Below are 25,804 nucleotides of genomic sequence, written 5' to 3'. Positions count from 1 at the left end.
CAAACAACCCCTACATATAGTATTTATCCACAGACTTAGTCACAACATGGCACTGTGGATAATATGGGGGATATTTTTTCTTTCACGGACAGGTAAAAAACCACATGAATCAGAGTCTGCTGGTGACAAAGCGTGATGGTAGTACAGAGCGCATCAATCTCGACAAAATCCATCGAGTTCTGGATTGGGCGGCAGAAGGACTGAATAACGTATCGATTTCACAGGTCGAGTTGCGCTCCCACATTCAGTTTTATGACGGTATCAAGACTTCCGATATCCATGAAACAATCATCAAAGCAGCTGCAGACCTGATCTCCCGCGACGCGCCGGATTATCAGTACCTGGCTGCTCGCCTGGCAATTTTCCACCTGCGTAAAAAAGCCTACGGCGAGTTTGAGCCGCCAAAACTGTTCGACCATGTGGTGAAAATGGTTGAAATGGGCAAATACGATAATCATCTGCTGGAAGACTACACGGAAGAAGAGTTCAAGCAGATGGACTCGTTCATCGTGCACGACCGTGATATGACCTTCTCTTATGCTGCGGTGAAGCAGTTAGAGGGCAAATATCTGGTGCAAAACCGTGTGACCGGTGAGATTTATGAAAGCGCACAGTTCCTCTACATTCTGGTCGCTGCCTGCCTGTTTTCTAACTACCCGCGTGAAACCCGTCTGGAATACGTTAAACGTTTCTACGACGCCGTTTCTACGTTTAAAATTTCGCTGCCAACCCCCATCATGTCCGGCGTGCGCACCCCAACCCGTCAGTTCAGTTCCTGTGTACTGATCGAGTGCGGCGACAGCCTGGATTCAATCAACGCCACGTCCAGCGCAATTGTAAAATACGTTTCTCAGCGTGCTGGCATTGGTATCAACGCGGGTCGCATTCGTGCGCTGGGTAGCCCGATTCGCGGCGGTGAAGCGTTCCACACCGGCTGTATCCCATTCTACAAACACTTCCAGACAGCGGTTAAATCCTGCTCTCAGGGCGGCGTTCGCGGCGGTGCCGCTACGCTGTTCTACCCGATGTGGCATCTGGAAGTAGAAAGCCTGCTGGTGCTGAAAAACAACCGTGGCGTAGAAGGCAACCGCGTCCGTCACATGGACTACGGCGTACAAATCAACAAGCTGATGTATACCCGCCTGCTGAAAGGTGGTGACATCACGCTGTTCAGCCCGTCCGATGTTCCGGGCCTGTACGACGCATTCTTCGCCGATCAGGACGAGTTTGAACGCCTGTACACAAAATATGAAAACGACGACAGCATCCGCAAACAGCGCGTGAAAGCGGTTGAGCTGTTCTCGCTGATGATGCAGGAACGTGCCTCTACTGGTCGCATTTACATTCAGAACGTTGACCACTGCAACACCCACAGCCCGTTTGATCCGGCTGTCGCACCGGTACGCCAGTCCAACCTGTGTCTGGAAATCGCACTGCCGACCAAACCGTTGACCGATGTGAACGACGAGAACGGTGAAATCGCGCTGTGTACGTTGTCCGCATTCAACCTTGGTGCTATCGACAGCCTGGATGAGCTGGAAGAACTGGCCGTACTGGCTGTGCGTGCTCTCGATGCGCTGCTGGATTACCAGGATTATCCAATTCCGGCCGCTAAACGTGGCGCCATGGGCCGTCGTACGCTGGGTATTGGCGTAATCAACTACGCCTACTGGCTGGCGAAAAACGGTAAGCGTTACTCTGACGGCAGCGCGAATAACCTGACCCACAAAACCTTTGAAGCCATTCAGTATTACCTGCTGAAAGCCTCTAACGAGCTGGCAAAAGAGCAAGGCGCATGCCCATGGTTCAACGAAACCACCTATGCGCAGGGTATTTTGCCGATCGATACTTATAAGAAAGATCTGGATGCCATTGCCAACGAGCCGTTGCACCTGGACTGGGAGCAACTGCGTGAGTCCATTAAGACCCACGGTCTGCGTAACTCCACGCTGTCCGCGCTGATGCCGTCGGAGACCTCTTCACAGATCTCCAACGCCACTAACGGCATTGAACCGCCGCGCGGCTACGTGAGCATTAAAGCATCCAAAGATGGCATTCTGCGTCAGGTTGTGCCGGACTACGAACACCTGCACGACGCGTACGAACTGCTGTGGGAGATGCCGAACAATGACGGGTATCTGCAACTGGTGGGGATCATGCAGAAATTTATCGATCAGTCGATTTCTGCCAACACCAACTACGATCCGTCACGTTTCACATCAGGAAAAGTGCCGATGCAGCAGTTACTGAAAGACCTGCTCACCGCCTACAAATTTGGTGTCAAAACGCTGTATTATCAGAACACCCGTGACGGTGCGGAAGATTCTCAGGACGATTTGGTGCCATCCATTCAGGATGATGGCTGCGAAAGCGGCGCATGTAAGATCTGATGAATGATGCCGGGTGGCGCTACGCTTACCCGGCCTACGATTGCACGGTTTGTAGGCCGGACAAGGTGCTTGCACCGCCTCCGGCGCTCATCCCACAAAGGATTCACATCAATGGCATACACCACTTTTTCACAGACGAAAAATGACCAGCTTCTGGAACCGATGTTTTTCGGCCAGCCGGTGAACGTCGCCCGCTACGATCAGCAAAAATATGACATCTTCGAAAAACTGATCGAAAAGCAGCTCTCTTTCTTCTGGCGTCCGGAAGAAGTCGACGTTTCACGTGACCGCATTGACTTCCAGGCACTGCCGGAACATGAAAAACATATTTTTATCAGCAACCTGAAGTATCAGACGCTGCTGGACTCTATTCAGGGACGTAGCCCGAACGTGGCGCTACTGCCGCTGATTTCTATCCCTGAGCTGGAAACCTGGGTGGAAACGTGGGCATTTTCCGAAACTATCCACTCCCGCTCTTACACCCACATCATTCGTAACATCGTGAACGATCCCGCGGTGGTGTTCGACGATATCGTCACCAACGAACAGATCCAGAAACGCGCGGAAGGCATTTCCAGCTACTACGATGAGTTGATCGAGATGACCAGCTACTGGCATCTGCTGGGCGAAGGCACGCATACGGTCAATGGTAAAACGGTTGTCGTCAACCTACGTGAACTGAAGAAAAAACTGTATCTGTGCCTGATGAGCGTTAACGCGCTGGAAGCGATTCGCTTCTACGTCAGCTTTGCCTGCTCTTTCGCTTTTGCGGAACGCGAACTGATGGAAGGCAATGCAAAAATCATTCGTCTGATTGCCCGCGACGAAGCCCTGCATCTGACCGGCACCCAGCATATGCTGAACCTGCTGCGCAGCGGCGTGGACGATCCGGAAATGGCGGAAATTGCCGAAGAGTGCAAACAAGAGTGCTATGACCTGTTTGTACAGGCCGCGCTGCAGGAAAAAGAGTGGGCGGATTATCTGTTCCGTGACGGCTCGATGATCGGCCTGAATAAAGACATTCTGTGCCAGTACGTTGAGTACATCACCAATATCCGTATGCAGGCTGTTGGCCTTGATCTGCCATTCCAGACACGCTCGAACCCGATCCCGTGGATCAATACCTGGCTGGTATCCGATAACGTCCAGGTTGCACCGCAGGAAGTCGAAGTCAGCTCTTACCTGGTCGGCCAAATCGACGCCGAAGTTGATACCGACGACCTGAGTAATTTCCAGCTCTGATGGGCCGCGTTACTCTGCGCATCTCTGGCACACAACTGCTGTGCCAGGATGAACACCCTTCCCTGCTCGCCGCGCTCGAATCGCACAACGTTGAAGTCGAGTATCAGTGCCGTGCAGGTTACTGCGGTTCCTGCCGTACCCGCCTGGTGGCGGGACAGGTTGACTGGATTGCCGAACCTCTGGCCTTTATTCAGCCGGGTGAGATATTGCCCTGCTGTTGCCGGGCAAACGGGGATATTGAAATAGAGCTGTAACGCAAGGCGGGAAAAAAATTGTTACTGGCAAAAGAGCCGCCGATAGACGGCAGCCCTTTATTTCTCCTGCAGGCATGTAGGAAAACGTTGACAGCAGACGGCCTTATCTAGCAGTTAATCACGTTTCGTCCAATAATGCCTGTGACCGGAGGTGCATCACAGGCCTTATGCCATTACTCTTTATTCAGGAATTTCACTGCTTTGTCGGGGAAGTCGGTGAACAGCCCGTCAACACCCGCTTTGTTATAAAGAATGTCATACAGCTGGTTTACGTCAGTGGTGTAATCCGGCAGTTGATCGGCGCGAACGGTATAAGGATGCACCACCATCTTATTCTGATGTGCGTCCTGCACCATGCCAGTTAACGAGATATTGCCCTTCTTCGACTTCTCATCAATCAGCATGTGGTAGTCCGGCCCAATGCCGTCCGCATACGCCGCCACCTGCTTCATGGCACCCGGTTTGAACATCCAGTCGTAGTTGTAATTCACCCAACTGCCGTCCGGCTTTTTCTCCTGAGTTTCATTCCAGTCTGTATATGCAATCAACTGTACCAGATTGAGATCCATCCCCATCTTCGGTTCCAGTTCATTCTTAATGCGCTTTAACTCTGCGACATCAAAACACTGCAGATAGACCTTGTCGTTCTTGTCGGTGTACCCGTACTTTTTCAGCACTTCCAGCGTCTTAGCGGCGATATCCTTCCCTTCCTGGTGATGGAACCACGGCGCTTTCATTTCCGGGTAAATACCGATATTTTTACCGGTTGAATGATTTAATCCCTGAACAAATTCAATTTCTTCTTCGAAAGTGTGCACACGGAAATCAGATTTACCCATCGGGAAACGCCCTGGATATGTCTGTACCTTTTTGCCATTTTCGATATCGAAACCTTCGGTAAATTTCAGCGATTTGATCTCATCCAGCGTAAAGTCGATGGCATAGTAACGCCCATCTTTACGCGCACGATCCGGGAAGCGCTCAGCAACATCGGTGACGCGGTCAAGATAGTGGTCATGCAGGACAACCAGATGATCATCCTTAGTCATCACCAAATCCTGCTCCAGAAAATCCGCGCCCTGAGCATAAGCCATCGCTTTCGCAGGCAGCGTATGCTCCGGTAAATATCCGCTGGCGCCACGGTGCGCAATGACAATTTTATCTGCGGCAACCGCCGCACTGCTCACAACCATACCTGCCAGCATCAGCGCCACGCTGAGACTTTTCAATGTGGTTTTCATCTATTAGCCCCCGTTACGCTTGAGCAGCATCTCTTCGTGATGGCGTTTTTCACCAATCATGACGACTACCAACAGAATAACCGCCAGCACGCTACCGCCAATCATCACCATAAAGCCGCCGTCCCAGCCGAAGAAGTCAACGGTGTAACCGACAATGGCGCTCGCAGCCACAGAACCACCGAGATAACCGAACAGTCCGGTGAAGCCTGCCGCCGTCCCCGCCGCTTTTTTCGGTGCCAGTTCCAGCGCATGCAGACCGATCAACATGACCGGGCCGTAGATCAGGAAGCCGATGATAATCATACAAGCCATATCCACGTTCGGATTGCCTGCCGGGTTCATCCAGTAAACGACCGTCGCGATGGTGACCAGCGTCATAAAGAACACGCCGGTGGCGCCACGGTTACCGCGGAAGACTTTATCCGACATCCAGCCGCACAGCAGCGTCCCCGGGATACCGGCATACTCGTACAGGAAGTAAGCCCAGGACGATTTATCCAGTGCAAAATGCTTCACTTCTTTCAGATAGGTCGGTGACCAGTCCAGGATACCGTAACGCAGCAGATAGACGAACACGTTGGCGATAGCGATATACCACAACAGTTTGTTCGGCAGTACGTATTGCATGAAGATCTGCTTCGCAGTCAGCTCTTCTTCCGCTTTTTCATTGTAATCATCCGGATAGTCGTTCTTGTACTCTTCGATAGGCGGCAGGCCACAGGATTGCGGCGTATCACGCATCATCGCAAAGGCAAACAGCGCGACGACGATCGCACCGAAAGCAGGCATGTACAGCGCCGCTTTCCAGTCGTTAAACCAGGCCATACCCAGCAGGAACAGCAGCGGAGGCAGACCGCCACCCACGTTATGCGCACAGTTCCAAACGGAAACGATGCCGCCACGCTCTTTCTGCGACCACCAGTGCACCATGGTACGACCACACGGCGGCCACCCCATCCCCTGGAACCATCCGCAGAGGAACAGCAACACAAACATTACCGCGATGCTCGATGTCGCCCACGGCACAAAGCCCATAAACAACATCACTGCCGCAGCCAGTATCAGACCCGCTGGCAGGAAAACGCGCGGATTCGAGCGATCCGAAACGGACCCCATGATGAATTTCGAAAATCCGTAAGCAATGGAGATACCGGACAACGCAAAACCCAGATCGCCACGCGAGAACCCCTGCTCAACCAGATACGGCATCGCAAGGGCAAAGTTCTTACGTACCAGATAGTACGCGGCATAACCAAAAAATATCCCCAGAAAAATCTGCCAACGTAATCGACGATATGTCGGATCGATCTCCGCTGCAGGTAAACGCGCCGTGTGTGACGCTGGTTTAAAAATGCTCAACATAGTGTAGCCTCCGTGGCCGTCTTTCATTCGAAGTAAACACTGCAGTTCGTCATTACTACCCTACCGCTCCCAGTGTGGCCGCGATGTTAAGGAAAGATACATAACAAAAATGTGAAACGCAGCACATATTGTTACAGATTTATGACAAATGTTCATAAAGGCGCACGGAATCACGTTTCATTTTCGAATTATGAGCGATTATGCGCGAAATCAAACAATCCATGTTTTTTATGTGGCTAAATGATAAAAAACGAACTGTGAGGAAAAACAATGAAAACTCGCGACTCGCAAACAAGTGACGTGATTATCATTGGTGGAGGAGCAACAGGTGCAGGGATCGCACGCGACTGTGCCCTGCGCGGATTGCGCGTCATCTTAGTAGAACGCCACGATATCGCGACAGGCGCGACGGGCCGTAACCACGGCCTGCTGCACAGCGGAGCACGTTACGCCGTTACTGACGCTGAATCTGCCCGCGAATGCATTAGCGAAAACCAAATTCTGAAACGTATCGCCCGCCATTGTGTTGAGCCGACGGACGGTCTGTTTATTACGCTGCCGGAAGATGAACTCTCTTTCCAGGCCACTTTTATACGTGCCTGTGAAGATGCAGGCATCCGCGCAGAAGCGATTGACCCTCATCAGGCACGTATTATCGAACCTTCCGTGAATCCACAGCTGATTGGTGCGGTAAAAGTGCCGGACGGCACGGTTGATCCTTTCCGCTTAACCGCCGCCAACATGCTGGATGCACGAGAGCACGGTGCGATTATCTTAACAGCCCATGAAGTGACAGGACTGATTCGCGAAGGCGCGACGGTTTGCGGCGTTAACGTGCGCAATCATCTGACGGGCGAAATGCAGTCCCTGCATGCACCGGTTGTCGTCAACGCCGCCGGGATCTGGGGTCAACGCATTGCAGAATATGCCGATCTGAGCATCCGTATGTTCCCGGCCAAAGGTTCGTTGCTGATTATGGATCATCGCATTAACCAGCATGTCATCAACCGCTGCCGTAAACCGTCTGACGCCGATATTCTGGTGCCAGGCGATACCATCTCATTGATCGGTACCACCTCGCAGCACATTGATTACGATGATATCGACAGCAACCGCGTCACCGCAGAAGAAGTCGACATTCTGCTGCGTGAAGGCGAGAAACTGGCGCCGATTATGGCGAAAACGCGCATTTTACGCGCCTACTCCGGCGTACGTCCGCTGGTGGCCAGCGACGACGATCCCACCGGTCGTAACGTCAGCCGTGGGATTGTACTGTTCGATCACGCAGAGCGTGACGGACTGGAAGGGTTTATCACCATTACCGGCGGCAAACTGATGACCTACCGCCTGATGGCGGAATGGGCCACCGATGCTGTTTGCCGTAAGCTGGGCAATACCCAGCCTTGCACAACCGCAGACACCGCGTTGCCTGGCTCACAGGAATCTACCGAGCATACGCTTAAACGCGTTATTTCGTTACCTGCGCCGCTACGCGGTTCGGCTGTCTATCGCCATGGGGATCGTACCCCAGCGTGGCTGAGCGAAGGCCGTCAACATCGCAGCCTGGTCTGTGAATGCGAAGCGGTCACCGCAGGCGAAGTGCAATACGCCGTCGAGAATCTAACCGTCAACAGTCTGCTCGATTTACGTCGCCGTACCCGCGTCGGAATGGGGACCTGCCAGGGCGAATTGTGTGCCTGTCGTGCTGCAGGTTTGCTGCAACGTTTTAATGTCACTACCGCAGCACAATCCATTACTCAGCTTTCCGACTTCCTCAACGAACGCTGGAAAGGTGTGCAGCCTATCGCCTGGGGAGATGCACTGCGCGAAAGCGAATTCACTCGCTGGGTTTATCAAGGGTTGTGTGGTCTGGAAAAGGAGCACCAGGATGAAATTTGATACCGTCATTATCGGCGGCGGCCTCGCTGGACTGCTATGCGGCCTGCAACTGCAAAAAAGCGGACTGCGCTGCACGATTGTTACCCGCGGCCAAAGCGCTCTGCACTTTTCCTCCGGCTCACTGGATTTGCTCAGCAACCTGCCTGATGGTCAGCCGGTAACCGACATTGAAGCGGGGTTGAATGCGCTGCGTACTCAGGCACCAGGTCATCCTTATAGCACCATCGGCACGCAGACCGTACTGGCACTGGCGCAGCAGGCGCAGGATCTGTTGGAAGAGTGCGGAACACATTTGCACGGTAAGGTTCATCAGGCTCATCAACGTGTAACACCGTTGGGAACCCTGCGTTCAACCTGGCTTAGTTCAGCAGAGGTGCCGGTCTGGCCGTTATCAGCGCAACGTGTCTGTGTGGTGGGAATTAGCGGCTTACTGGATTTCCAGGCGCACCTTGCCGCGGCCTCACTGCGCCAGCGTAACCTCAGCGTCGAAACGGCTGAAATCGATTTGCCAGAACTGGATGTCCTGCGTGATAACCCAACCGAGTTTCGCGCCGTCAACATTGCTCGTCTGTTAGATAACGAAGATAAATGGTCGCTGCTCTATGACGCCCTGCTGCCAATCGCAAAAACCTGCGACATGATAATTATGCCAGCCTGTTTCGGCCTGGCTGACGATCGGCTCTGGAAGTGGCTCAACGACCGCCTGCCCTGCTCACTGATGTTATTACCAACTTTACCGCCGTCAGTGCTGGGCATGCGCCTGCATAACAAATTGCAGCGCCAGTTTGTACGCCAGGGTGGGGTGTGGATGCCAGGTGATGAAGTGAAAAAAATCACCTGTCAGGATAGCGTTGTCAGCGAAATCTGGACCCGCAACCATGCCGATATTCCTTTGCGGCCACGTTTCGCCGTGCTCGCCAGCGGCAGTTTCTTTAGCAGCGGACTGGTTGCCACGCGCGAAGCCGTTCATGAGCCGATTCTCGGTCTGGATGTGCACCAAACCGCCACACGTGCGCAGTGGTATCAGCGTGACGTCTTTGATCCACAACCGTGGCAACAGTTTGGCGTAACCACCGATGCTGAACTGCGTCCATCGCTTGCAGGAAAAACAGTAGAGAATATGTTTGCCATCGGATCGGTACTTGGCGGTTTTGACCCTATCGCCCAGGGTTGTGGAGGCGGAGTGTGCGCAGTGAGCGCTTTACACGCCGCACATCATATTGCGAAACGTGCAGGAGGACAGCAATGAGCGACACACGTTTTGAAAGTTGTATCAAATGCACAGTGTGCACCACTGCCTGCCCGGTAAGCCGTGTCAACCCAGGTTACCCTGGTCCTAAACAAGCCGGCCCTGACGGTGAACGTCTGCGTTTGAAAGATGGTGCGTTATATGACGATGCGCTGAAATATTGCATCAACTGCAAACGCTGTGAAGTGGCTTGCCCTTCGGATGTCAAAATTGGCGATATCATTCAACGCGCGCGTGCCAAATACGACACGACGCGTCCGTCGATACGTAACTTTGTCTTAAGCCATACCGATTTGATGGGCAGTGTTTCTACGCCGTTCGCACCCATCGTGAACACCGCGACTTCACTGAAACCGGTGCGCCAGCTTCTTGATTATGCACTAAAAATCGATCATCGCCGTACGCTGCCGAAGTACTCCTTCGGTACCTTCCGCCGCTGGTATCGCAGCATTGCCGCACAGCAGGCGCAGTATCAGGATCAGGTCGCCTTTTTCCACGGTTGCTTTGTGAACTACAACCATCCGCAACTCGGTAAAGATCTGATAAAAGTGCTGAACGCGATGGGTACCGGCGTACAACTGCTGAGTAAAGAGAAATGCTGTGGCGTACCACTGATCGCCAACGGTTTCACCGATAAAGCCCGTAAGCAGGCGGTAAGTAATGTGGCTTCACTGCGAGAAGCGATTGACGGAAAAGGCATCCCGGTTATTGCCACCTCTTCAACCTGTACCTTTGCGCTACGTGATGAATACCCTGAAGTGCTGGATGTCGACAACTCAGGTCTGCGCGACCATATTGAACTGGCTACACGCTGGCTGTGGCGCAAGCTGGACGAAGGGAAAACGTTGCCGCTGAAAACGCTGCCGCTAAAAGTGGTCTATCACACACCATGTCATATGGAGAAAATGGGCTGGACGCTCTACACGCTGGAACTGCTGCGACAAATTCCTGGACTTGAACTGACAGTGCTGGATTCACAATGCTGCGGCATTGCCGGAACTTACGGATTCAAAAAGGAAAACTATCCGACGTCACAGTCAATTGGCGCACCGCTATTCCGCCAGATTGAAGAAAGCGGCGCGGATATCGTCGTGACCGACTGTGAAACGTGTAAATGGCAGATTGAGATGTCGACAAGTAAGCGTTGCGAACATCCTATTACCCTGCTCGCCAAAGCGTTGGGGTAACTCAGTTGCCCGGTGGTGTTTGCTACCGGGCATTTTTGCGCATCCAGTTCCGCTTATTTGAATACGTTGCAGTCGGGCGTATTTATCTCTGATTCACCCACGCAAAGAATCAATTTCTCATATGCAGCGCTTGTGAAAAGTGGATACCGTCACGCCATCTTCTCTTTCTGGTGACGGACTACCATGGCTATACCCACCACATCCACACCGCATGATGCGGTTTTTAAAAAGATAATTTCTTATCCTGAGATGGCCCGGGATTTTCTGGAGATTCACCTCCCCGTCACATTACGTGAGATATGCAATTTGCAAACGCTGAAGCTGGAGTCCACCAGTTTTATCGAACAGGATCTCCGCGCGTACTACTCCGACGTATTGTGGTCGCTAAAAACCCACGAAGGTGATGGCTATATCTATTGTGTCATCGAACATCAGAGTACAGCTGTGCAGCACATGGCATTCCGCCTGATGCGCTATGCCACCGCTGCGATGCAGCACCATCTTGATGTCGGGAATAAAACGCTGCCGCTGGTGATCCCCATGTTGTTTTATCACGGTCAACAAAGCCCCTATCCCTGGTCACTCAACTGGCTGGATGAATTTGACAACCCACAACTGGCGCGACAACTTTATTCGGAAGCTTTTCCGCTGGTCGACATTACCGTGATTCCTGACGATGAAATCGCGCAACATCGGCGTGTTACGTTGCTTGAGTTGATGCAAAACATATCCGCGATCGCGATTTGATGGGATTAGTGGACCGACTGGTCTCGTTATTAGTTACAAGCACCGCTAATGACAGCCAGCTACAGACGCTATTTAATTATCTGCTACGGTACGGCGACGTTTCTCACGTCAACGAATTTATCCATAAAGTTGCCGAACGTTCCCCTCATAACAAGGAGAGGCTGATGACAATCGCAGAGAGACTCAGACAAGAAGGCCACCACGATGGGCTGCAACAAGGGTTACAACAAGGATTGGAACAAGGAGTACAAAAAGGTACGCAAGAAGAAGCAACAAGGATCGCTCGCATGATGCTGGAACAAGGGATTGATCGTGATTTGGTTCAGTTAATTACCGGGTTATTGCCAGACGATGTCACAGCGTGAGTCAGACAGGGAAGGTTTGTAACCTTCCCTGCCACTAATCAAACCGTCAGGGATTCTACCACGTCTATCCAGCCGTGTTCCCCGGCGATATCCTGACCATTTAGCCAACGCCGCAGCATATTAAGCGCCATCATTGCGCAAACTTCCTGACGAACAGCCAAACTATAGCGATTTGCATTGAGTCGCACCCGCAAGGCATGCGTGCCGTCAGGTGTTGCCAGTGCGAAGTTAATATGTTCGTTTTCGAAACCCGATACCGCCAGCGCCAGTTCGGCATAATGGTTGCCGCGTCGCTCGGTTATCCAGTGAGCCGTTTGCGCCAGCGTTTCTTCCTGAGATGGCACTACCTCGCTCGCTAACAACGGGGCACTGGCGCGAGACAGCTGCAGAGCAATTAAGCCTCCGGTAAATTGCTCGCTCAGCGTCAGACTGTACTGGCGCTCCTGGAGCTTACGGGCAATTTGCACAGGTAACCCTTCGGTACCTTCAAAAATCATATTCTGGCCGGCAACACGTTTCACCTCTGGCCATAGCGCCAGCATCGCTTCACGTTGGGAATCGGGCCCGGTTAACTTCAGCTCGATAATCGGCATCGACGAGCGATACCCCATTGTCACCCCGGGCGGTAAAACCAAAGAGTCCAGGCTCTGCGCCAGATCGCTTTCAGAACGACCAAAAGTCGTTAAGCGCAGGCATAGCGGGGGTTGAGAGAGAGAAAAACGTTCGCGCAGGCGCGGCAGGATCTCATGTTCAACCATGACTTTAAATTCTGACGGCACACCCGGCGTAAAGAACATCAGGCAGCGATTAAGCTTTACGGCGAACCCGCAGGCAGTTCCGACCGGATTATTAATAAACTCCGCGCTGGCCGGAAGCTCAGCCTGTTTGCGATTGCTCGGTGCCATGACGCGTCCCCGCTCACGGAAAAAACGCGCCATTTCGGCCAGCCACGCTTCATGCAGTACCAGCCCTTCACCTTTTGCCGTTGCCGCCGCCAGTGCGCTCAAATCATCGCTGGTCGGCCCTAAGCCGCCATTGACGATCAGTACATCAGCATGTTCGCTACGCTCACGCAGAATAGCGACCAAATCGTTCAGATTGTCGCCAACCGTATTGCGGCGTGTTAACGGTAATCCCTGATTAAAGAAAAAATCTGCCAGCCAGGCGGCATTGGTGTCGACGATTTGTCCGTGCAACACTTCATCCCCGGTGGATAGCATCTCCACGTTTAACATCGTGTTCTCCTGCTTTTATGATGAAAACACTATAACGCATGGAGGGGGGAAGGCGCGACTGAAGGCCGCGCCGGAAAAATCAGAAACTCGCGTTAACCCCAACGTACGGGCCATCCGCAATCGCGTTATCGCGGTTGCCGTCTTTGCCCGCCAGATTCAGGTAACGATAACCGGCTTCGATGCTCAGCGGACGCATAATGGTCAGGCGCGCACCGGCATTCGCCTCTTCATAGCTGTCGATCCCGCTGGAGAGTGAATCCGGGGAGTAGTAGTATTCACCAAACAGACGGATGCTGTCGCCAATCGGCCACTGCAAACCGCCACCGACCGCCGCAGCGTAACCCTCATCGGCATCATTCGGGTTAGTATAAATGCCTTTACCACCAACCGTTGCCAGCAGTGGACCGAGTGGAATATTCAGACCCAGCCCCAGACCAGCCGCATCGCCGTCGTCATCGTTATGCATCCAGTTGCCGCTAAGGGCAAGACCCGTGGTTTCAGTGCCCATACTGAAGCCAAGGTTGGTGTAATCTTCGCCCGCCTGGCCGCTAATGCTAATTGCGCTCGCCGACGCAGAAACAAACAGCATTCCGGCAAAACCCAACAGTAAACTTTTTTTCATTTTCTATCCTTTCCAGCAAGAATCAAAACATATCCCCAAAACCGAGGGATTGTACTGCCAGATGGCGAGGAATCAATGAGCTAAAAAAGCGATGCAATACCATATTGTAACTAAATACTACTCAGAAAATTTAGATAAGGTTAAATTTTTGTATGAAATCTATCGCTGAGCGTCTCTGAATGCCATTTTCAACAACTATCAATTTTTCCCCAGCCACACGGGCTTAATCGTCGATGAAGCGTTTTTTCTTCAACCTGCAAAAGGTAAGATAGGTGGATGATGGAATTCTCAATCTCCCCTGGAAGGACTTGACCTATGCGCCAAAGAACAATTGTTTGCCCATTAATTCAAAACGATGGCTGCTATTTACTGTGTAAAATGGCTGACGACCGCGGCGTGTTTCCCGGTCAGTGGGCGCTATCTGGCGGGGGTGTTGAGCCGGGTGAGCGCATCGAAGAGGCTTTGCGTCGGGAAGTGAGGGAAGAGCTGGGTGAACAACTGGTATTATCAGAAATTACTCCGTGGACCTTCAGCGATGATATTCGCACCAAAACCTATGCCGATGGCAGTCAGGAAGAGATTTATATGATTTATCTCATCTTCGATTGTGTGGCAACTAATCGTGAAGTGAACATTAACGAAGAGTTTCAGGACTTCGCATGGGTTAAAGCGGAAGATCTTGGCACCTACGACTTAAATATCGCCACGCGTAACACGTTGACCTTGAAAGGGTTACTGTAAATCCCACGAATTTAAACGTAATATAAACAATGTTCACATTAGCGGTATTGTTCTCAACATTCAGCAACAGAGACCAATGCCGCCATAACGGCTAAAAACACTTTATATTCAAACAAATAAATCACTTCTCCCTGTTTTTATCTTTATACCCCAAACCTTAAACTCTTAAGGATAAATTAACCTTCGGCCATTAACCTTTATAACCTGATGAAATAATTAACGACGCCCCTGTTTAGTCCTAAAAATAAAACTTCGGTAGCGTTAAATGGCTTGAAGGAATAATGATGTCTGACTTTTTGCCTTTCTCTCGCCCGGCAATGGGTGCTGCAGAGCTTGCCGCGGTGAAAGCGGTGCTGGACTCTGGATGGATAACCACTGGCCCGAAAAATCAACAGTTGGAAGAAGCCTTCTGCCAGCTGACGGGAAATCAACACGCCGTCGCCGTCTGTTCCGCCACTGCAGGTATGCACATCACGCTAATGGCGCTGAACATAGGTGCAGGCGATGAGGTCATTACGCCGTCAATGACGTGGGTTTCTACCCTCAATATGATTGTCCTGCTGGGCGCAACACCCGTGATGATCGATATTGACCGCGATACGCTGATGGTCACACCGGAGCAAATTGAAGCCGCTATCACGCCACGCACCAAGGCCATTATTCCCGTACATTACGCTGGCGCCCCAGCCGATCTTGATGCCATTTACGCCATCGGTGAACGCTATGGAATCCCTGTCATTGAAGACGCAGCGCACGCCGTCGGAACGTTATACAAGGGTCGTCATGTCGGTGCTCGTGGTACCGCAATCTTTTCCTTTCACGCTATCAAGAATGTGACCTGTGCCGAGGGTGGACTGATTGTTACTGACGACAGCCAACTCGCTCAACGGCTTCGCAGCCTGAAATTTCACGGCCTGGGTGTAGATGCGTATGACCGTCAAACCTATGGTCGCGCGCCGCAAGCTGAAGTTCTCGCACCGGGATACAAGTACAACCTGACTGACATCAACGCCGCCATCGCTCTGGTGCAGTTGAACAAACTGGATCGCCTGAACGCACGCCGTGCGCGAATTGCGCAGCAGTATCAACAGGCGCTGGCCGATACGCCGTTTCAACCGCTCGCCCTGCCTCAGTGGTCGTATGTGCACGCCTGGCATTTGTTCATCATTCGCGTGGATGAAGCCCGCTGTGGGCTAAGCAGAGATGCTCTGATGGAAGCACTAAAGGCCAGAAATATTGGCACAGGCCTGCATTTTCGCGCGGCCCACACGCAGAAATATTATCGCGAACGTTTCACCGATCTTTCTCTGCCTAATACCGAATGGAATAGCGCACGCATTTGTTCACTGCCGCTATTTCCCGACATGACCGACGATGACACACAACGCGTCATTACGGCACTTCGCCAGATTGCAGGACAATAAGCATGTTTGAAGCCTCACCGATTAGTAAAGTCTCGGTGGTCATTCCCGTTTTTAACGAACAGGAAAGCCTGCCAGAATTAATCAGGCGCACCAGCGCCGCCTGCGAAAAACTGGATACTGAATATGAAATCCTGCTCATTGATGACGGTAGCAGTGACAATTCGGCTCAACTGATGATGGACGCCTCCCAGGCACCGAACAGCCATATTGTCTCTATTCTGTTGAATCGAAACTATGGGCAACACTCGGCGATTATGGCCGGTTTCAGCCACGTCACTGGCGACCTGATCATCACGTTGGATGCTGATTTACAAAACCCACCAGAGGAGATCACGCGGCTGGTTGCCACGGCAAAAGAAGGCTTCGATGTCGTCGGTACGGTGCGTCAGAACCGCCAGGACAGCCGCTTTCGTAAGACCGCCTCACGGATGATCAACCATCTGATTCAGCGCACGACCGGTAAAGCCATGGGCGATTATGGCTGCATGCTCCGCGCTTATCGCCGTCACATCGTCGATGCCATGTTGCATTGCCAGGAGCGCAGCACCTTTATTCCGATCCTGGCTAACATCTTTGCCCGCCGCGCCACGGAAATCCCGGTACACCATGCCGAGCGTGAATTTGGCGACTCTAAGTACAGTTTCATGCGTCTGATAAACCTGATGTATGACCTGGTAACCTGCCTGACCACCACGCCATTGCGTATGTTGAGCCTGCTGGGCAGCATCATTGCCGCCACAGGGTTTACCCTGTCGGTCCTGCTTGTTGTTCTTCGCCTGACGCTCGGCCCGCAGTGGGCTGCAGAAGGTGTGTTTATGCTGTTTGCCGTGCTGTTTACCTTTATCGGCGCGCAATTCATTGGCATGGGATTACTCGGCGAATATATCGGTCGCATCTATAACGATGTCCGCGCACGCCCTCGCTATTTTGTTCAACACGTTATCCGTCCACAAACCACGCAGTCAACTGAGGAAAACCGCGCATGAAAGCCGTCGTATTTGCTTATCACGATATGGGTTGTCAGGGAGTCCAGGCCCTGTTGGATGCGGGTTATGACATCGCTGCTATTTTTACGCACGCTGATAACCCAGGTGAAAAAGCGCTTTTTGGCTCAGTTTCCCGCCTCGCTGCCAGCGCAGGTATTCCGGTGTACGCTCCGGACGAGGTCAATCATCCGCTGTGGATCGAGCGGATCGGGCAGCTCGCCCCCGATATGATCTTCTCATTCTACTATCGCCATTTACTCAGCGATGAGATCCTGCGTCTTGCGCCTGCGGGTGCCTTTAATCTGCACGGCTCATTACTGCCCAAATATCGTGGCCGTGCACCGCTGAACTGGGTATTAGTCAATGGCGAAACCGAAACAGGCGTGACGCTTCATCGCATGGTCAAGCGCGCAGATGCCGGTGCCATCGTCGCCCAACAGCGCATAACCATTTCCCCCGATGACGTAGCGTTAACCCTGCACCATAAATTATGCCAGTCTGCCCGCGAGGTACTGGCGCAGGCGCTGCCAGCCATCAAAGCCGGTGATTTTCAGGAGTACCCACAACAGGAAGCCGACGCCACCTGTTTTGGTCGCCGCACGCCGGAAGACAGTTTCCTCGACTGGAACAATCCCTGCGCACAACTGCATAACATGGTTCGCGCCGTGTCCGATCCATGGCCGGGTGCATTTAGCTATGCCGGTACGCAAAAATTCACCATCTGGTCATCGCGCCAGAGTGCAAATACATCTGCGGCTCTGCCGGGAACGGTTATCTCCGTATCACCCTTGCTGATTGCCTGTGCCGATGGCGCACTCGAAATCATTACCGGGCAAGCGGGTGATGGCATTACTATGCAGGGCTCACAGCTGGCACAAGTTTTGGGTCTGGTTGCGGGTTCTCGCCTCAACAGCCAGCCCGTTTCCGCCAGCAAACGTCGTACCCGCGTTTTGATCCTTGGCGTTAACGGTTTCATTGGCAACCACCTGACCGAACGCCTGCTACGCGAAGATAACTACGAAATCTACGGGCTTGATATTGGCAGCGATGCGATTGAGCGTTTTCTGCAACACCCACGATTCCATTTTGTGGAAGGTGATATCAGCATTCACTCCGAATGGATTGAATATCATGTGAAAAAATGCGACGTTGTGCTGCCACTGGTCGCCATTGCCACGCCGATCGAATATACCCGCAACCCGCTGCGCGTCTTCGAACTCGATTTTGAAGAAAATCTGAAAATTATTCGTTACTGTGTCAAATACCGTAAACGCATCATTTTCCCGTCAACATCTGAAGTCTACGGTATGTGTACCGATAAAGACTTCGATGAAGACAGCTCCAACCTGATCGTCGGCCCGGTTAATAAACCGCGCTGGATCTACTCGGTCTCTAAACAACTGCTGGATCGCGTCATTTGGGCATACGGTGAAAAAGAAGGGCTACGTTTCACCTTATTCCGTCCGTTTAACTGGATGGGACCGCGTCTGGACAGCCTGAACGCCGCACGTATCGGCAGCTCACGCGCCATTACCCAACTGATCCTGAATCTGGTGGAAGGCTCCCCCATCAAGCTGATTGAAGGCGGCAAGCAGAAGCGTTGCTTTACCGACATTCGTGACGGTATCGAAGCTCTGTTCCGTATCATTGAAAACGAAGGCGGGCGCTGTGATGGCGAGATCATCAATATCGGTAACCCGGATAACGAAGCAAGTATTCAGGAACTGGCTGAAATGCTCCTTTCCTGCTTCGAAAAACATCCATTGCGCCAACACTTCCCGCCGTTTGCTGGTTTCCGCGACGTTGAGAGTAGCAGCTACTATGGCAAAGGCTACCAGGACGTTGAGCACCGCAAACCCAGTATTCGTAACGCCAAACGTTGCCTGAACTGGGAACCAACAATCGAGATGCAAGAAACGGTTGAAGAGACGCTGGACTTCTTCTTACGCAGTGTGGACATCACGGAACACACATCATGACCAAAGTGGGCTTGCGCATAGATGTCGATACATTCAGAGGGACACGCGAAGGCGTGCCCCGCCTGCTGGAGACATTGAACCGGCATAACGTTCGGGCAAGTTTCTTTTTTAGCGTCGGGCCCGACAACATGGGACGCCATCTCTGGCGTCTGGTGAAGCCGCAATTTTTGTGGAAGATGCTGCGCTCAAACGCAGCCTCACTCTACGGGTGGGACATTTTACTGGCCGGCACCGCCTGGCCTGGAAAAGAAATTGGCCTGGCCAATGCGGCCATCATTTCGCAAGCTGCCCGGTATCACGAAACAGGCTTACACGCCTGGGATCATCATGCCTGGCAATCACGAAGTGGCAATTGGAACGATAAACAGCTGATTGATGATATTTCGCGAGGCATTAATGCGCTCGAAACAATCATCGGCCAACCGGTTACCTGCTCTGCCGTTGCTGGTTGGCGTGCCGACTCACGCGTCGTCGATGCGAAAGAAACATTCCATCTGCGCTATAACAGCGATTGCAGGGGAACATCGTTATTCCGTCCTGTACTTGAAACTGGAGAAATGGGGACGCCACAAATTCCGGTCACGCTACCGACATGGGATGAAGTAGTTGGTCAGGAGGTGCAGGCAGCGGACTTCAACGACTATATTCTCTCCTGCATTCAGAGGGACAAAGGCACCCCGGTCTACACGATTCACGCAGAGGTGGAAGGCATTGCTTTTCATCAGAATTTTGACGAGCTGCTGACTCGCGCTGCCGACATGGGAATTATATTTTGCCCGCTCGGCGACCTGTTACCTGACAATGTCAGTTCGCTGCCGACAGGGCAGATCGTGCGTGGAAAAATACCCGGCAGAGAGGGATGGCTCGGCTGCCAACAACCGGTGAGTGCGACACAATGAAACCTGCTGCCCGCTACACTCTGGCCTGTATCGCGTTTATTGCGCTGTATTTTATTCTCCCCATCAACAGCCGCCTGCTCTGGCAGCCTGATGAAACGCGCTATGCTGAAATCAGCCGGGAAATGCTGACGTCTGGCGACTGGATCGTGCCGCACTTTTTAGGGCTGCGTTATTTTGAAAAACCCATTGCCGGATACTGGTTAAACAGCATCGGACAATGGTTGTTTGGCGCTAATAATTTTGGCGTCAGAGCGGGAGCCATTTTTGCCACCTTACTGACAGCACTCCTGGTCGCCCGGCTTGCCATGCGGTTATGGCAAGACAAGCGTACCGCCATTCTCTCTTCAGTTATCTTTTTAACGTTTTTCTCGGTTTACAGCATCGGCACCTACGCGGTACTTGATCCCATTATCGCGCTGTGGCTAATGGCAGGCATGTGCTGTTTTTGGGAGGGAATGCAGGCCACCACCAGAACACGTAAAGTTGTCGCCTTTTTGCTGTTAGGATTCACCTGCGGCATGGGCGTGATGACCAAGGGTTTTCTGGCGCTTGCCGTTCCTGTGCTCAGCGTACTGCCGTGGGTTTTCATGCAAAAGCGTTGGAAAGATCTCATTATCTACGGTCTACTGGCAGTGGTCGGCTGCGTGGTAATTGTGCTGCCATGGGGAGTTGCGATAGCCCAGCGTGAACCGGATTTCTGGCATTACTTCTTCTGGGTTGAACATATTCAACGCTTCGCACAGGATGATGCCCAACACAAGGCTCCCATCTGGTACTACATTCCGGTATTCGTGGCTGGCGCATTACCGTGGCTCGGGCTGCTCCCCGGCGCGCTGCGTACGGGCTGGCGTGAGCGGGATGTTCCGCGCAGCGCACAGTACCTGTTAAGCTGGATTGTCATGCCAATCCTGTTTTTCAGCATCGCCAAAGGAAAACTACCGACCTATATTCTCTCCTGCTTCGCGCCGCTGGCGATATTAACGGCGCGTTTCGGCCTGCAGGCCGCGGAAAAAGGCTCAGCCGCGCTGCGCGTAAATGGCTGGATCAACGTGCTGTTCGGTGTGTCCGGCATTGTCGCCACGATTATCGTGTCCACGCTCGGACCGTTGAAGACACCGGTCTGGTCGCATATCGAAACGTATAAAGTGTTTTGCTCATGGGGTATTTTTATCACCTGGACGCTATTTGGCTGGTATACGCTTAACAACCGTGAAAAAAACTGGAAATTAGCAGCGCTCTGCCCGCTGGGGCTGGCGCTGTTGTTCGGCTTCTCAGTACCTGACCGGGTAATGGAATCCAAACAGCCGCAGTTTTTTGTCGAGATGACCAAAGAGTCGCTGGAGTCGAGCCGTTATATTTTCACCGACAGTGTTGGCGTTGCTGCTGGCCTGGCCTGGAGCCTGAAACGCGATGACATCAACATGTACGGGCAAACAGGTGAGTTAAAATACGGCCTTAATTATCCGGATGCCCAGGGACGCTTCGTCAGCCGGGATGACTTTGCCGGCTGGTTGGCGCAACATCGTCAGGAAGGGATCATTACGCTCGTGCTGTCAATTTCGAAGGATGAGGATATTAATCAGCTTGCCATTCCCCCCGCTGACTATATCGACAATCAGGGGCGCCTGGTCTTGATTCAGTACAGGCCTAAATGATCTGGCTAACCTTAGTCCTTGCCAGCCTGCTCAGCGTCTGTGGACAATTGTGTCAGAAGCAGGCCACCCGCCCGGTACCCGCTCACGCGCGAACACGCTATATCGCGCAGTGGATTGGTCTGGCGCTGGCCTGTCTGGGACTGGCCATGCTGCTCTGGCTGGCAGTATTGCAGAATATTCCCGTCGGTATCGCCTACCCAATGCTAAGCCTGAACTTTGTATGGGTCACGCTGGCGGCATGGAAAATCTGGCGCGAACCTGTCACAACGCGTCACTGGCTGGGGGTTGGGCTACTCATCACCGGCATATTTATTCTTGGGAGCGCGGTGTAATGGGCATCTTTTGGGGGCTGTGTAGCGTGATTATTACGTCGGTTGCTCAGCTAAGTCTGGGCTACGCGATGGATAATCTGCCGCCCATGCTGCAACCGCTGGCGTTTATTTCCGCCGTTTTTTCAACCAGCAACAACGCACTCACCTTATATGGCGGGCTGGTAGGTTATTTACTGTCAGTGATGTGCTGGCATAAAGCCCTGCATCAGCTCGCGCTGAGCAAAGCCTATGCCTTGCTCAGCCTCAGCTATGTGCTGGTGTGGATCGCATCAATGATTTTACCGGGCTGGCAAGGAACCTTTTCAATAAAAGCCCTGGTGGGTGTGCTGTGTATTATGGCGGGGTTAATGACCATATTCTTACCTGTCCGCCAACACACGCCCTGAGATCATTTATCGTCAGACAGTTGTCGCAGACGCTCCCATTCTTCGCAGAGATACTGTCTGGCATCAATGATTTTAATCACTCGCGATGTGTCACGGTTAATACAATACTGGGCATCTTTTAGCGGTGACAGGAGATCGCCAGCTTTTACACGCTCGCTGGCTTGCGCTTCAGCCAGCATTTTCAACGAACCACCGGTATCACAAAGTACAATATAGAGCCTCCCTGCTTTTTGGTTACAGCAAGATTTCTTCACATGCCATTCCATAGCGCACCTTTTGCTATTGATTTTCACACCAGGTTACACTTCAGCAGATAAACAAAACCGCAATGGCCTGGGAATGGCAAAAGTGAGAAATGTAATCAATGTTTTCCTAATGTTAATACTGAAGCACTTACCCAATCCGACAGCGCACGACGAGAGATTTTGATTCCTCCGGCTTTGAGTTCGGGTGGCAATGTCAGCCAGCATACCGGTTGTTGAAAGCGAGCTAGCTTGTCTTTAACCCACTCTGCCAGATTGGTGTCCCCAGCGTTGGCGTCATACTCAACGACCGCAACGGGGCGGCTGCCAAACTCTTCATCTTCTATTGGAACAATAAAAGCTTGCAGAACATGGGGATGCGATACAATAACGCGCTCCACCTCTTCCGGTTGGATCCCTTCTCCGCCACTAAAAAACAGGTTGTCCATCCGTCCGACAAGGGTTAACTTGCCATCATGCACGATGCCGCGATCGCGGGTGGCAAACCAGCCTTGCGCATTAACCAGTGGATAAAGCTGTCCGTTGCGCCAGTACCCTTGCGCCATGCTGGCGGCACGAAGCCAGACTTCATCATCAACAATCCTGACTTCTCTGCCTGGTAGTGCAGAGCCGACATCCGCCTTACCATCGGCTTCTTTCGCACACACCGTGGAGGCAAATTCCGTCAACCCGTAACCGCACCAGCAACGAATACCCTGCTCACGCGCTTGTTCAGTCAATTCAACAGGAATCGCTGCACCGCCCAGCAACACGGCCTTTAGCGATACCGGTGTGTTATTGACCAACAGTCGCCAAAGCTGCGTGGGAACCAGCGAAGCATGGGTACACCCCGTCAGCATTTGCTCTAACGGTTGCTTATCGCGCACGGTCATACGCGCGCCCGCAAACAGCCAGCGCCACATAATCCCCTGGCCGGAAACGTGAAATAACGGTAGCGAGAGCAGCCAGTCATCGTCTTCGCCAAATGGCATCAGTGACAGCACCCCCTGCGCACTCGCCAAATGCGCCTGACAGGTATGTACCGCTGCTTTCGGCACTCCGGTTGAGCCGGAAGTTAATGTCATTGTGCTCAAGCGCTGAGGCAACCAGACGGCAGCATGCTCGCCAGACTGTTCCAGCATCCGCAGCGGTGCCAACCCCGGGAGCGGGCTTTCGCCTTCCAGATCCAGCGCAAAACGCAGCGTCAGATCCGGGATTAACATATCCAGCAACGACTGTGGTAACTGCGGGTTCACAGGTAATATTCGTGCTCCGCACTGCAACAATGCCAGCCATGCCAGCAGCGGACGGGGATGATTCCAGGCGCGGAGCAATATGCCATCGCCCTCTTCCACCCCCTGAGCCGCAAAGCCGCTTGCCAGACGATCGACCCGCGCACAGAGATCGCCCCAGCGTAACACCTCATCGTTGAGGCGTAAGGCTGGCGCGTCCGCACGAACCTGTCGCCAGTGACGCCACGGCCAGTCAGCAAATTGCACCAGGCCTGGTATGCTTACGCTATCGGGCATTTCCTGCTGGATCATAGCAGGCGTTCCAGCGCATCGACCTCAATGCATGGCAACGTACTGCCAGGCCACGCGCGTACCTGCTGACACTGCATCAGGTTGAGCGTATCCAGACCAGGGATAGTCTGTGGCGTCAACCAGGCAGCAATGCGTGCCAACTGGGTTAAGCCCAGGCTCGATTCGATAGAGGAGCTGATCACGGCGGTGAGACCGAGCGCGTGTGCGGCTGCAACCTGCTCACGCACCTTGTCGAGGCTACCCGTCAGCGTAGGCTTGATAACGACTGCCTTCACGCCCTCTTCGGCCATAAAGGTGAAATCGGCTTCACGCAGACTTTCATCCCAGGCAATGGCAATCCCTGTTTCACGCGAGAACGCACGGGAATCATCACGGGTTTTACACGGCTCTTCGAGGAAGGCAATGCGCCCGCGATACTCAGGATTGACATATTTCGCAAACTGCTGGGCTTTCAGCGGCGTCCAGGCACGATTGGCATCAAGCCGCAGGTGCAGTTCCGGGATCGCCTCCAGCAACAGGTTGACGACCATACCGTCGCGAACAGCTTCATACAGACCGACTTTTACCTTCGCAACTTTCTCGCCAGGCATGTCTGCCAGTTGCAGCACCAGATCGTCAGGATCACCTGTACACAACGGCGCAGCACGATAGTCCGCCGCCTCAGGCAACGTACCCGCAAGCTCGGCCAGCGCACAGCTAACACCAAATGCAACGGCAGGCAGCTGTGGTGAGGATGAATCCCCCTGCAGCCAACCGTTAACCCAGGCCAGCAGCGCAGTTTGCGCCTCTTCCCAGGTTTCCTGGCTGAAGCCCGGTAGTGGAGAGATCTCCCCCCACCCTTCGCGCTCGCCGTCACGAAGACAAACGTACAGCCCGTCACGCGTTTTTAACCGCCTGTCACGCAAAATCACCCCCGCGTCCATGGGGATCTGCCAACGGTATACCTGCGCGCTACGCATTACGGATTCCGTTTGAATTTGCTGAAGTCAGGCTGGCGTTTCTGGTTAAAGGCATTACGGCCTTCCTGACCCTCTTCAGTCATGTAGAACAGCATGGTCGCGTTCCCGGCCAGCTCCTGCAGACCCGCCTGGCCATCGCAGTCGGCATTCAGTGCAGCTTTCAGGCAGCGCAGCGCCATCGGGCTGTTTTGCAGCATTTCACGACACCAGCGCACAGTTTCTTTTTCCAGATCGACCAGCGGAACCACGGTATTGACCAGGCCCATATCCAGCGCCTGTTTTGCATCGTATTGACGGCACAGGAACCAGATTTCACGTGCTTTTTTCTGACCTACGATACGCGCCATGTAGGACGCGCCCCACCCGCCGTCGAAGGAACCGACTTTCGGGCCAGTCTGACCAAAGATGGCGTTTTCAGCCGCAATGGTCAGGTCGCACATCATGTGCAGCACATGACCACCGCCGATGGAATACCCTGCCACCATCGCGACAACCGGTTTCGGGCATGTGCGGATCTGGCGCTGGAAGTCCAGAACGTTCAGATGATGCACGCCGGAGTCATCCTGGTATCCGCCGTAATCGCCACGTACTTTCTGATCGCCACCCGCACAGAACGCTTTGTCGCCCGCACCGGTCAGAATAATCACGCCGATATTGTCGTCATAGCGTGCATCCGCCAGCGCCTGAATCATCTCTTTGACGGTAACAGGACGGAAAGCATTGCGTACCTGCGGACGATTAATGGTGATTTTTGCAATACCGTCGGTGGATTTCTCATAGAGAATGTCGGTGTAGCCTTCAGAGCAGTCGAGCCATTCTACTGGTGCGTAAAGCATTGTTTCATCAGGATAGATCATAAAATGT

22 protein-coding genes and 2 pseudogenes are annotated in these 25,804 nt (G+C 52.9%); 16 read left to right on the top strand and 8 right to left on the bottom strand.

The features are described from left to right. The first annotated feature begins 104 nt into the window (after positions 1-104). The 4 genes and pseudogenes from nrdA to OGX91_RS20145 form a co-directional block, all read left to right on the top strand. Positions 105-2,390 (top strand): class 1a ribonucleoside-diphosphate reductase subunit alpha, encoded by a 2,286-nt coding sequence (gene nrdA, locus OGX91_RS20160; protein ID WP_286627233.1) that lies wholly within the window; start codon positions 105-107, stop codon positions 2,388-2,390. Positions 2,391-2,501: 111 nt separating this feature from the next. Continuing rightward, a complete protein-coding gene (nrdB, locus tag OGX91_RS20155) occupies positions 2,502-3,632 on the top strand; it encodes a class Ia ribonucleoside-diphosphate reductase subunit beta (protein WP_003834668.1) in 1,131 nt (376 codons plus the stop codon). Beyond that, a complete protein-coding gene (yfaE, locus tag OGX91_RS20150) occupies positions 3,632-3,886 on the top strand; it encodes a class I ribonucleotide reductase maintenance protein YfaE (RefSeq protein WP_005129393.1) in 255 nt (84 codons plus the stop codon). Before nrdB ends, yfaE begins: the two co-directional genes overlap by 1 nt. Positions 3,887-3,907: 21 nt before the next feature. Beyond that, a pseudogene (locus OGX91_RS20145) lies at positions 3,908-3,997 on the top strand (hypothetical protein); the annotation flags it as partial. A gap of 62 nt (positions 3,998-4,059) precedes the next feature. Here the strand turns inward: OGX91_RS20145 and glpQ are convergent. Next, positions 4,060-5,127 (bottom strand): glycerophosphodiester phosphodiesterase, encoded by a 1,068-nt coding sequence (gene glpQ / locus OGX91_RS20140; RefSeq protein WP_188232048.1) that lies wholly within the window; start codon positions 5,125-5,127, stop codon positions 4,060-4,062. Positions 5,128-5,130: 3 nt separating this feature from the next. Continuing rightward, the gene (gene glpT / locus OGX91_RS20135; RefSeq protein WP_155021353.1) at positions 5,131-6,489 is read right to left on the bottom strand and encodes a glycerol-3-phosphate transporter; all 1,359 of its coding nucleotides are present in this window, start codon (positions 6,487-6,489) and stop codon (positions 5,131-5,133) included. A gap of 270 nt (positions 6,490-6,759) precedes the next feature. Between glpT and glpA the strand changes: the two genes are divergently transcribed. The 4 genes and pseudogenes from glpA (at position 6,760) to OGX91_RS20115 (ending at position 11,936) form a co-directional block, all read left to right on the top strand. Beyond that, complete coding sequence (glpA, locus tag OGX91_RS20130; RefSeq protein WP_005129398.1) at positions 6,760-8,388, top strand: anaerobic glycerol-3-phosphate dehydrogenase subunit A; 1,629 nt, start codon at positions 6,760-6,762, stop codon at positions 8,386-8,388. After that, complete coding sequence (gene glpB / locus OGX91_RS20125; protein ID WP_155021355.1) at positions 8,378-9,637, top strand: glycerol-3-phosphate dehydrogenase subunit GlpB; 1,260 nt, start codon at positions 8,378-8,380, stop codon at positions 9,635-9,637. Before glpA ends, glpB begins: the two co-directional genes overlap by 11 nt. Further along, positions 9,634-10,824 (top strand): anaerobic glycerol-3-phosphate dehydrogenase subunit GlpC, encoded by a 1,191-nt coding sequence (glpC, locus tag OGX91_RS20120; protein ID WP_005129406.1) that lies wholly within the window; start codon positions 9,634-9,636, stop codon positions 10,822-10,824. Before glpB ends, glpC begins: the two co-directional genes overlap by 4 nt. A gap of 183 nt (positions 10,825-11,007) precedes the next feature. After that, positions 11,008-11,936, top strand: a pseudogene (locus tag OGX91_RS20115) (Rpn family recombination-promoting nuclease/putative transposase). Positions 11,937-11,974: 38 nt separating this feature from the next. On the opposite strand, the gene OGX91_RS20110 reads toward OGX91_RS20115, so the two are convergent. Beyond that, positions 11,975-13,171, bottom strand: coding sequence for a nicotinamide mononucleotide deamidase-related protein YfaY (locus OGX91_RS20110; RefSeq protein ID WP_149691466.1), 1,197 nt, complete (start codon positions 13,169-13,171; stop codon positions 11,975-11,977). A 79-nt stretch (positions 13,172-13,250) separates the two neighbouring features. Then, positions 13,251-13,793: a YfaZ family outer membrane protein gene (locus OGX91_RS20105; protein WP_286627232.1), complete on the bottom strand. Its 543-nt coding sequence runs from the start codon at positions 13,791-13,793 to the stop codon at positions 13,251-13,253. Positions 13,794-14,108: 315 nt separating this feature from the next. Here OGX91_RS20105 and nudI point away from each other — a divergent pair, with 315 nt between their 5' ends. From nudI to arnF, 8 genes are all read left to right on the top strand, one after another. Further along, positions 14,109-14,534, top strand: a complete 426-nt coding sequence (gene nudI, locus OGX91_RS20100) for a nucleoside triphosphatase NudI (RefSeq protein WP_005129417.1) — start codon at positions 14,109-14,111, stop codon at positions 14,532-14,534. Positions 14,535-14,818: 284 nt separating this feature from the next. Continuing rightward, entirely contained in the window at positions 14,819-15,958 is a 1,140-nt protein-coding gene (arnB, locus tag OGX91_RS20095) for a UDP-4-amino-4-deoxy-L-arabinose aminotransferase (protein ID WP_155021358.1), read from the top strand. A gap of 2 nt (positions 15,959-15,960) precedes the next feature. Next, the gene (gene arnC, locus OGX91_RS20090) at positions 15,961-16,944 is read left to right on the top strand and encodes an undecaprenyl-phosphate 4-deoxy-4-formamido-L-arabinose transferase (protein WP_188232045.1); all 984 of its coding nucleotides are present in this window, start codon (positions 15,961-15,963) and stop codon (positions 16,942-16,944) included. Then, positions 16,941-18,923 carry a bifunctional UDP-4-amino-4-deoxy-L-arabinose formyltransferase/UDP-glucuronic acid oxidase ArnA gene (gene arnA / locus OGX91_RS20085; RefSeq protein WP_286627231.1) on the top strand — a complete coding sequence of 661 codons (1,983 nt, stop codon included), beginning with the start codon at positions 16,941-16,943 and terminating at the stop codon, positions 18,921-18,923. Before arnC ends, arnA begins: the two co-directional genes overlap by 4 nt. Further along, positions 18,920-19,822 (top strand): 4-deoxy-4-formamido-L-arabinose-phosphoundecaprenol deformylase, encoded by a 903-nt coding sequence (gene arnD, locus OGX91_RS20080; protein WP_040230121.1) that lies wholly within the window; start codon positions 18,920-18,922, stop codon positions 19,820-19,822. The genes arnA and arnD overlap by 4 nt, the downstream gene beginning before the upstream one ends. Then, the gene (gene arnT, locus OGX91_RS20075; protein WP_040230122.1) at positions 19,819-21,477 is read left to right on the top strand and encodes a lipid IV(A) 4-amino-4-deoxy-L-arabinosyltransferase; all 1,659 of its coding nucleotides are present in this window, start codon (positions 19,819-19,821) and stop codon (positions 21,475-21,477) included. The genes arnD and arnT overlap by 4 nt, the downstream gene beginning before the upstream one ends. Further along, a complete protein-coding gene (arnE, locus tag OGX91_RS20070; protein WP_040230124.1) occupies positions 21,474-21,809 on the top strand; it encodes a 4-amino-4-deoxy-L-arabinose-phosphoundecaprenol flippase subunit ArnE in 336 nt (111 codons plus the stop codon). Before arnT ends, arnE begins: the two co-directional genes overlap by 4 nt. Further along, a complete protein-coding gene (gene arnF / locus OGX91_RS20065) occupies positions 21,809-22,195 on the top strand; it encodes a 4-amino-4-deoxy-L-arabinose-phosphoundecaprenol flippase subunit ArnF (RefSeq protein WP_286627230.1) in 387 nt (128 codons plus the stop codon). The genes arnE and arnF overlap by 1 nt, the downstream gene beginning before the upstream one ends. Positions 22,196-22,197: 2 nt before the next feature. Here arnF and pmrD read toward each other — a convergent pair whose 3' ends face one another. The 4 genes from pmrD to menB form a co-directional block, all read right to left on the bottom strand. Further along, a complete protein-coding gene (pmrD, locus tag OGX91_RS20060) occupies positions 22,198-22,461 on the bottom strand; it encodes a signal transduction protein PmrD (protein ID WP_005129436.1) in 264 nt (87 codons plus the stop codon). 95 nt (positions 22,462-22,556) lie between these two features. Further along, a complete protein-coding gene (menE, locus tag OGX91_RS20055) occupies positions 22,557-23,981 on the bottom strand; it encodes an o-succinylbenzoate--CoA ligase (RefSeq protein WP_155021363.1) in 1,425 nt (474 codons plus the stop codon). Continuing rightward, positions 23,978-24,940, bottom strand: a complete 963-nt coding sequence (menC, locus tag OGX91_RS20050) for an o-succinylbenzoate synthase (protein ID WP_005129439.1) — start codon at positions 24,938-24,940, stop codon at positions 23,978-23,980. The genes menE and menC overlap by 4 nt, the downstream gene beginning before the upstream one ends. Then, positions 24,940-25,797, bottom strand: a complete 858-nt coding sequence (gene menB / locus OGX91_RS20045; protein WP_149691462.1) for a 1,4-dihydroxy-2-naphthoyl-CoA synthase — start codon at positions 25,795-25,797, stop codon at positions 24,940-24,942. The genes menC and menB overlap by 1 nt, the downstream gene beginning before the upstream one ends. Between the last annotated feature and the right edge of the window lie 7 nt (positions 25,798-25,804).

The sequence above is a fragment of the Citrobacter sp. Cpa228 genome, from assembly GCF_030333085.1.
Classification (GTDB): domain Bacteria; phylum Pseudomonadota; class Gammaproteobacteria; order Enterobacterales; family Enterobacteriaceae; genus Citrobacter; species Citrobacter pasteurii.
The sequence above is the reverse complement of the archived record's forward strand: the minus strand, read 5'-3'. Positions and strand labels throughout refer to the sequence as shown.

What these genes read in the sequence shown, in the direction of transcription:
- nrdA (WP_286627233.1), top strand. Translation starts at nt 105, where the DNA reads ATGAATCAGAGTCTGCTGGTGACAAAGCGTGATGGTAGTACAGAGCGC.
- nrdB (WP_003834668.1), top strand. Translation starts at nt 2,502, where the DNA reads ATGGCATACACCACTTTTTCACAGACGAAAAATGACCAGCTTCTGGAA.
- yfaE (WP_005129393.1), top strand. Translation starts at nt 3,632, where the DNA reads ATGGGCCGCGTTACTCTGCGCATCTCTGGCACACAACTGCTGTGCCAG.
- glpQ (WP_188232048.1), bottom strand. Translation starts at nt 5,127, where the DNA reads ATGAAAACCACATTGAAAAGTCTCAGCGTGGCGCTGATGCTGGCAGGT.
- glpT (WP_155021353.1), bottom strand. Translation starts at nt 6,489, where the DNA reads ATGTTGAGCATTTTTAAACCAGCGTCACACACGGCGCGTTTACCTGCA.
- glpA (WP_005129398.1), top strand. Translation starts at nt 6,760, where the DNA reads ATGAAAACTCGCGACTCGCAAACAAGTGACGTGATTATCATTGGTGGA.
- glpB (WP_155021355.1), top strand. Translation starts at nt 8,378, where the DNA reads ATGAAATTTGATACCGTCATTATCGGCGGCGGCCTCGCTGGACTGCTA.
- glpC (WP_005129406.1), top strand. Translation starts at nt 9,634, where the DNA reads ATGAGCGACACACGTTTTGAAAGTTGTATCAAATGCACAGTGTGCACC.
- OGX91_RS20110 (WP_149691466.1), bottom strand. Translation starts at nt 13,171, where the DNA reads ATGTTAAACGTGGAGATGCTATCCACCGGGGATGAAGTGTTGCACGGA.
- OGX91_RS20105 (WP_286627232.1), bottom strand. Translation starts at nt 13,793, where the DNA reads ATGAAAAAAAGTTTACTGTTGGGTTTTGCCGGAATGCTGTTTGTTTCT.
- nudI (WP_005129417.1), top strand. Translation starts at nt 14,109, where the DNA reads ATGCGCCAAAGAACAATTGTTTGCCCATTAATTCAAAACGATGGCTGC.
- arnB (WP_155021358.1), top strand. Translation starts at nt 14,819, where the DNA reads ATGTCTGACTTTTTGCCTTTCTCTCGCCCGGCAATGGGTGCTGCAGAG.
- arnC (WP_188232045.1), top strand. Translation starts at nt 15,961, where the DNA reads ATGTTTGAAGCCTCACCGATTAGTAAAGTCTCGGTGGTCATTCCCGTT.
- arnA (WP_286627231.1), top strand. Translation starts at nt 16,941, where the DNA reads ATGAAAGCCGTCGTATTTGCTTATCACGATATGGGTTGTCAGGGAGTC.
- arnD (WP_040230121.1), top strand. Translation starts at nt 18,920, where the DNA reads ATGACCAAAGTGGGCTTGCGCATAGATGTCGATACATTCAGAGGGACA.
- arnT (WP_040230122.1), top strand. Translation starts at nt 19,819, where the DNA reads ATGAAACCTGCTGCCCGCTACACTCTGGCCTGTATCGCGTTTATTGCG.
- arnE (WP_040230124.1), top strand. Translation starts at nt 21,474, where the DNA reads ATGATCTGGCTAACCTTAGTCCTTGCCAGCCTGCTCAGCGTCTGTGGA.
- arnF (WP_286627230.1), top strand. Translation starts at nt 21,809, where the DNA reads ATGGGCATCTTTTGGGGGCTGTGTAGCGTGATTATTACGTCGGTTGCT.
- pmrD (WP_005129436.1), bottom strand. Translation starts at nt 22,461, where the DNA reads ATGGAATGGCATGTGAAGAAATCTTGCTGTAACCAAAAAGCAGGGAGG.
- menE (WP_155021363.1), bottom strand. Translation starts at nt 23,981, where the DNA reads ATGATCCAGCAGGAAATGCCCGATAGCGTAAGCATACCAGGCCTGGTG.
- menC (WP_005129439.1), bottom strand. Translation starts at nt 24,940, where the DNA reads ATGCGTAGCGCGCAGGTATACCGTTGGCAGATCCCCATGGACGCGGGG.
- menB (WP_149691462.1), bottom strand. Translation starts at nt 25,797, where the DNA reads ATGATCTATCCTGATGAAACAATGCTTTACGCACCAGTAGAATGGCTC.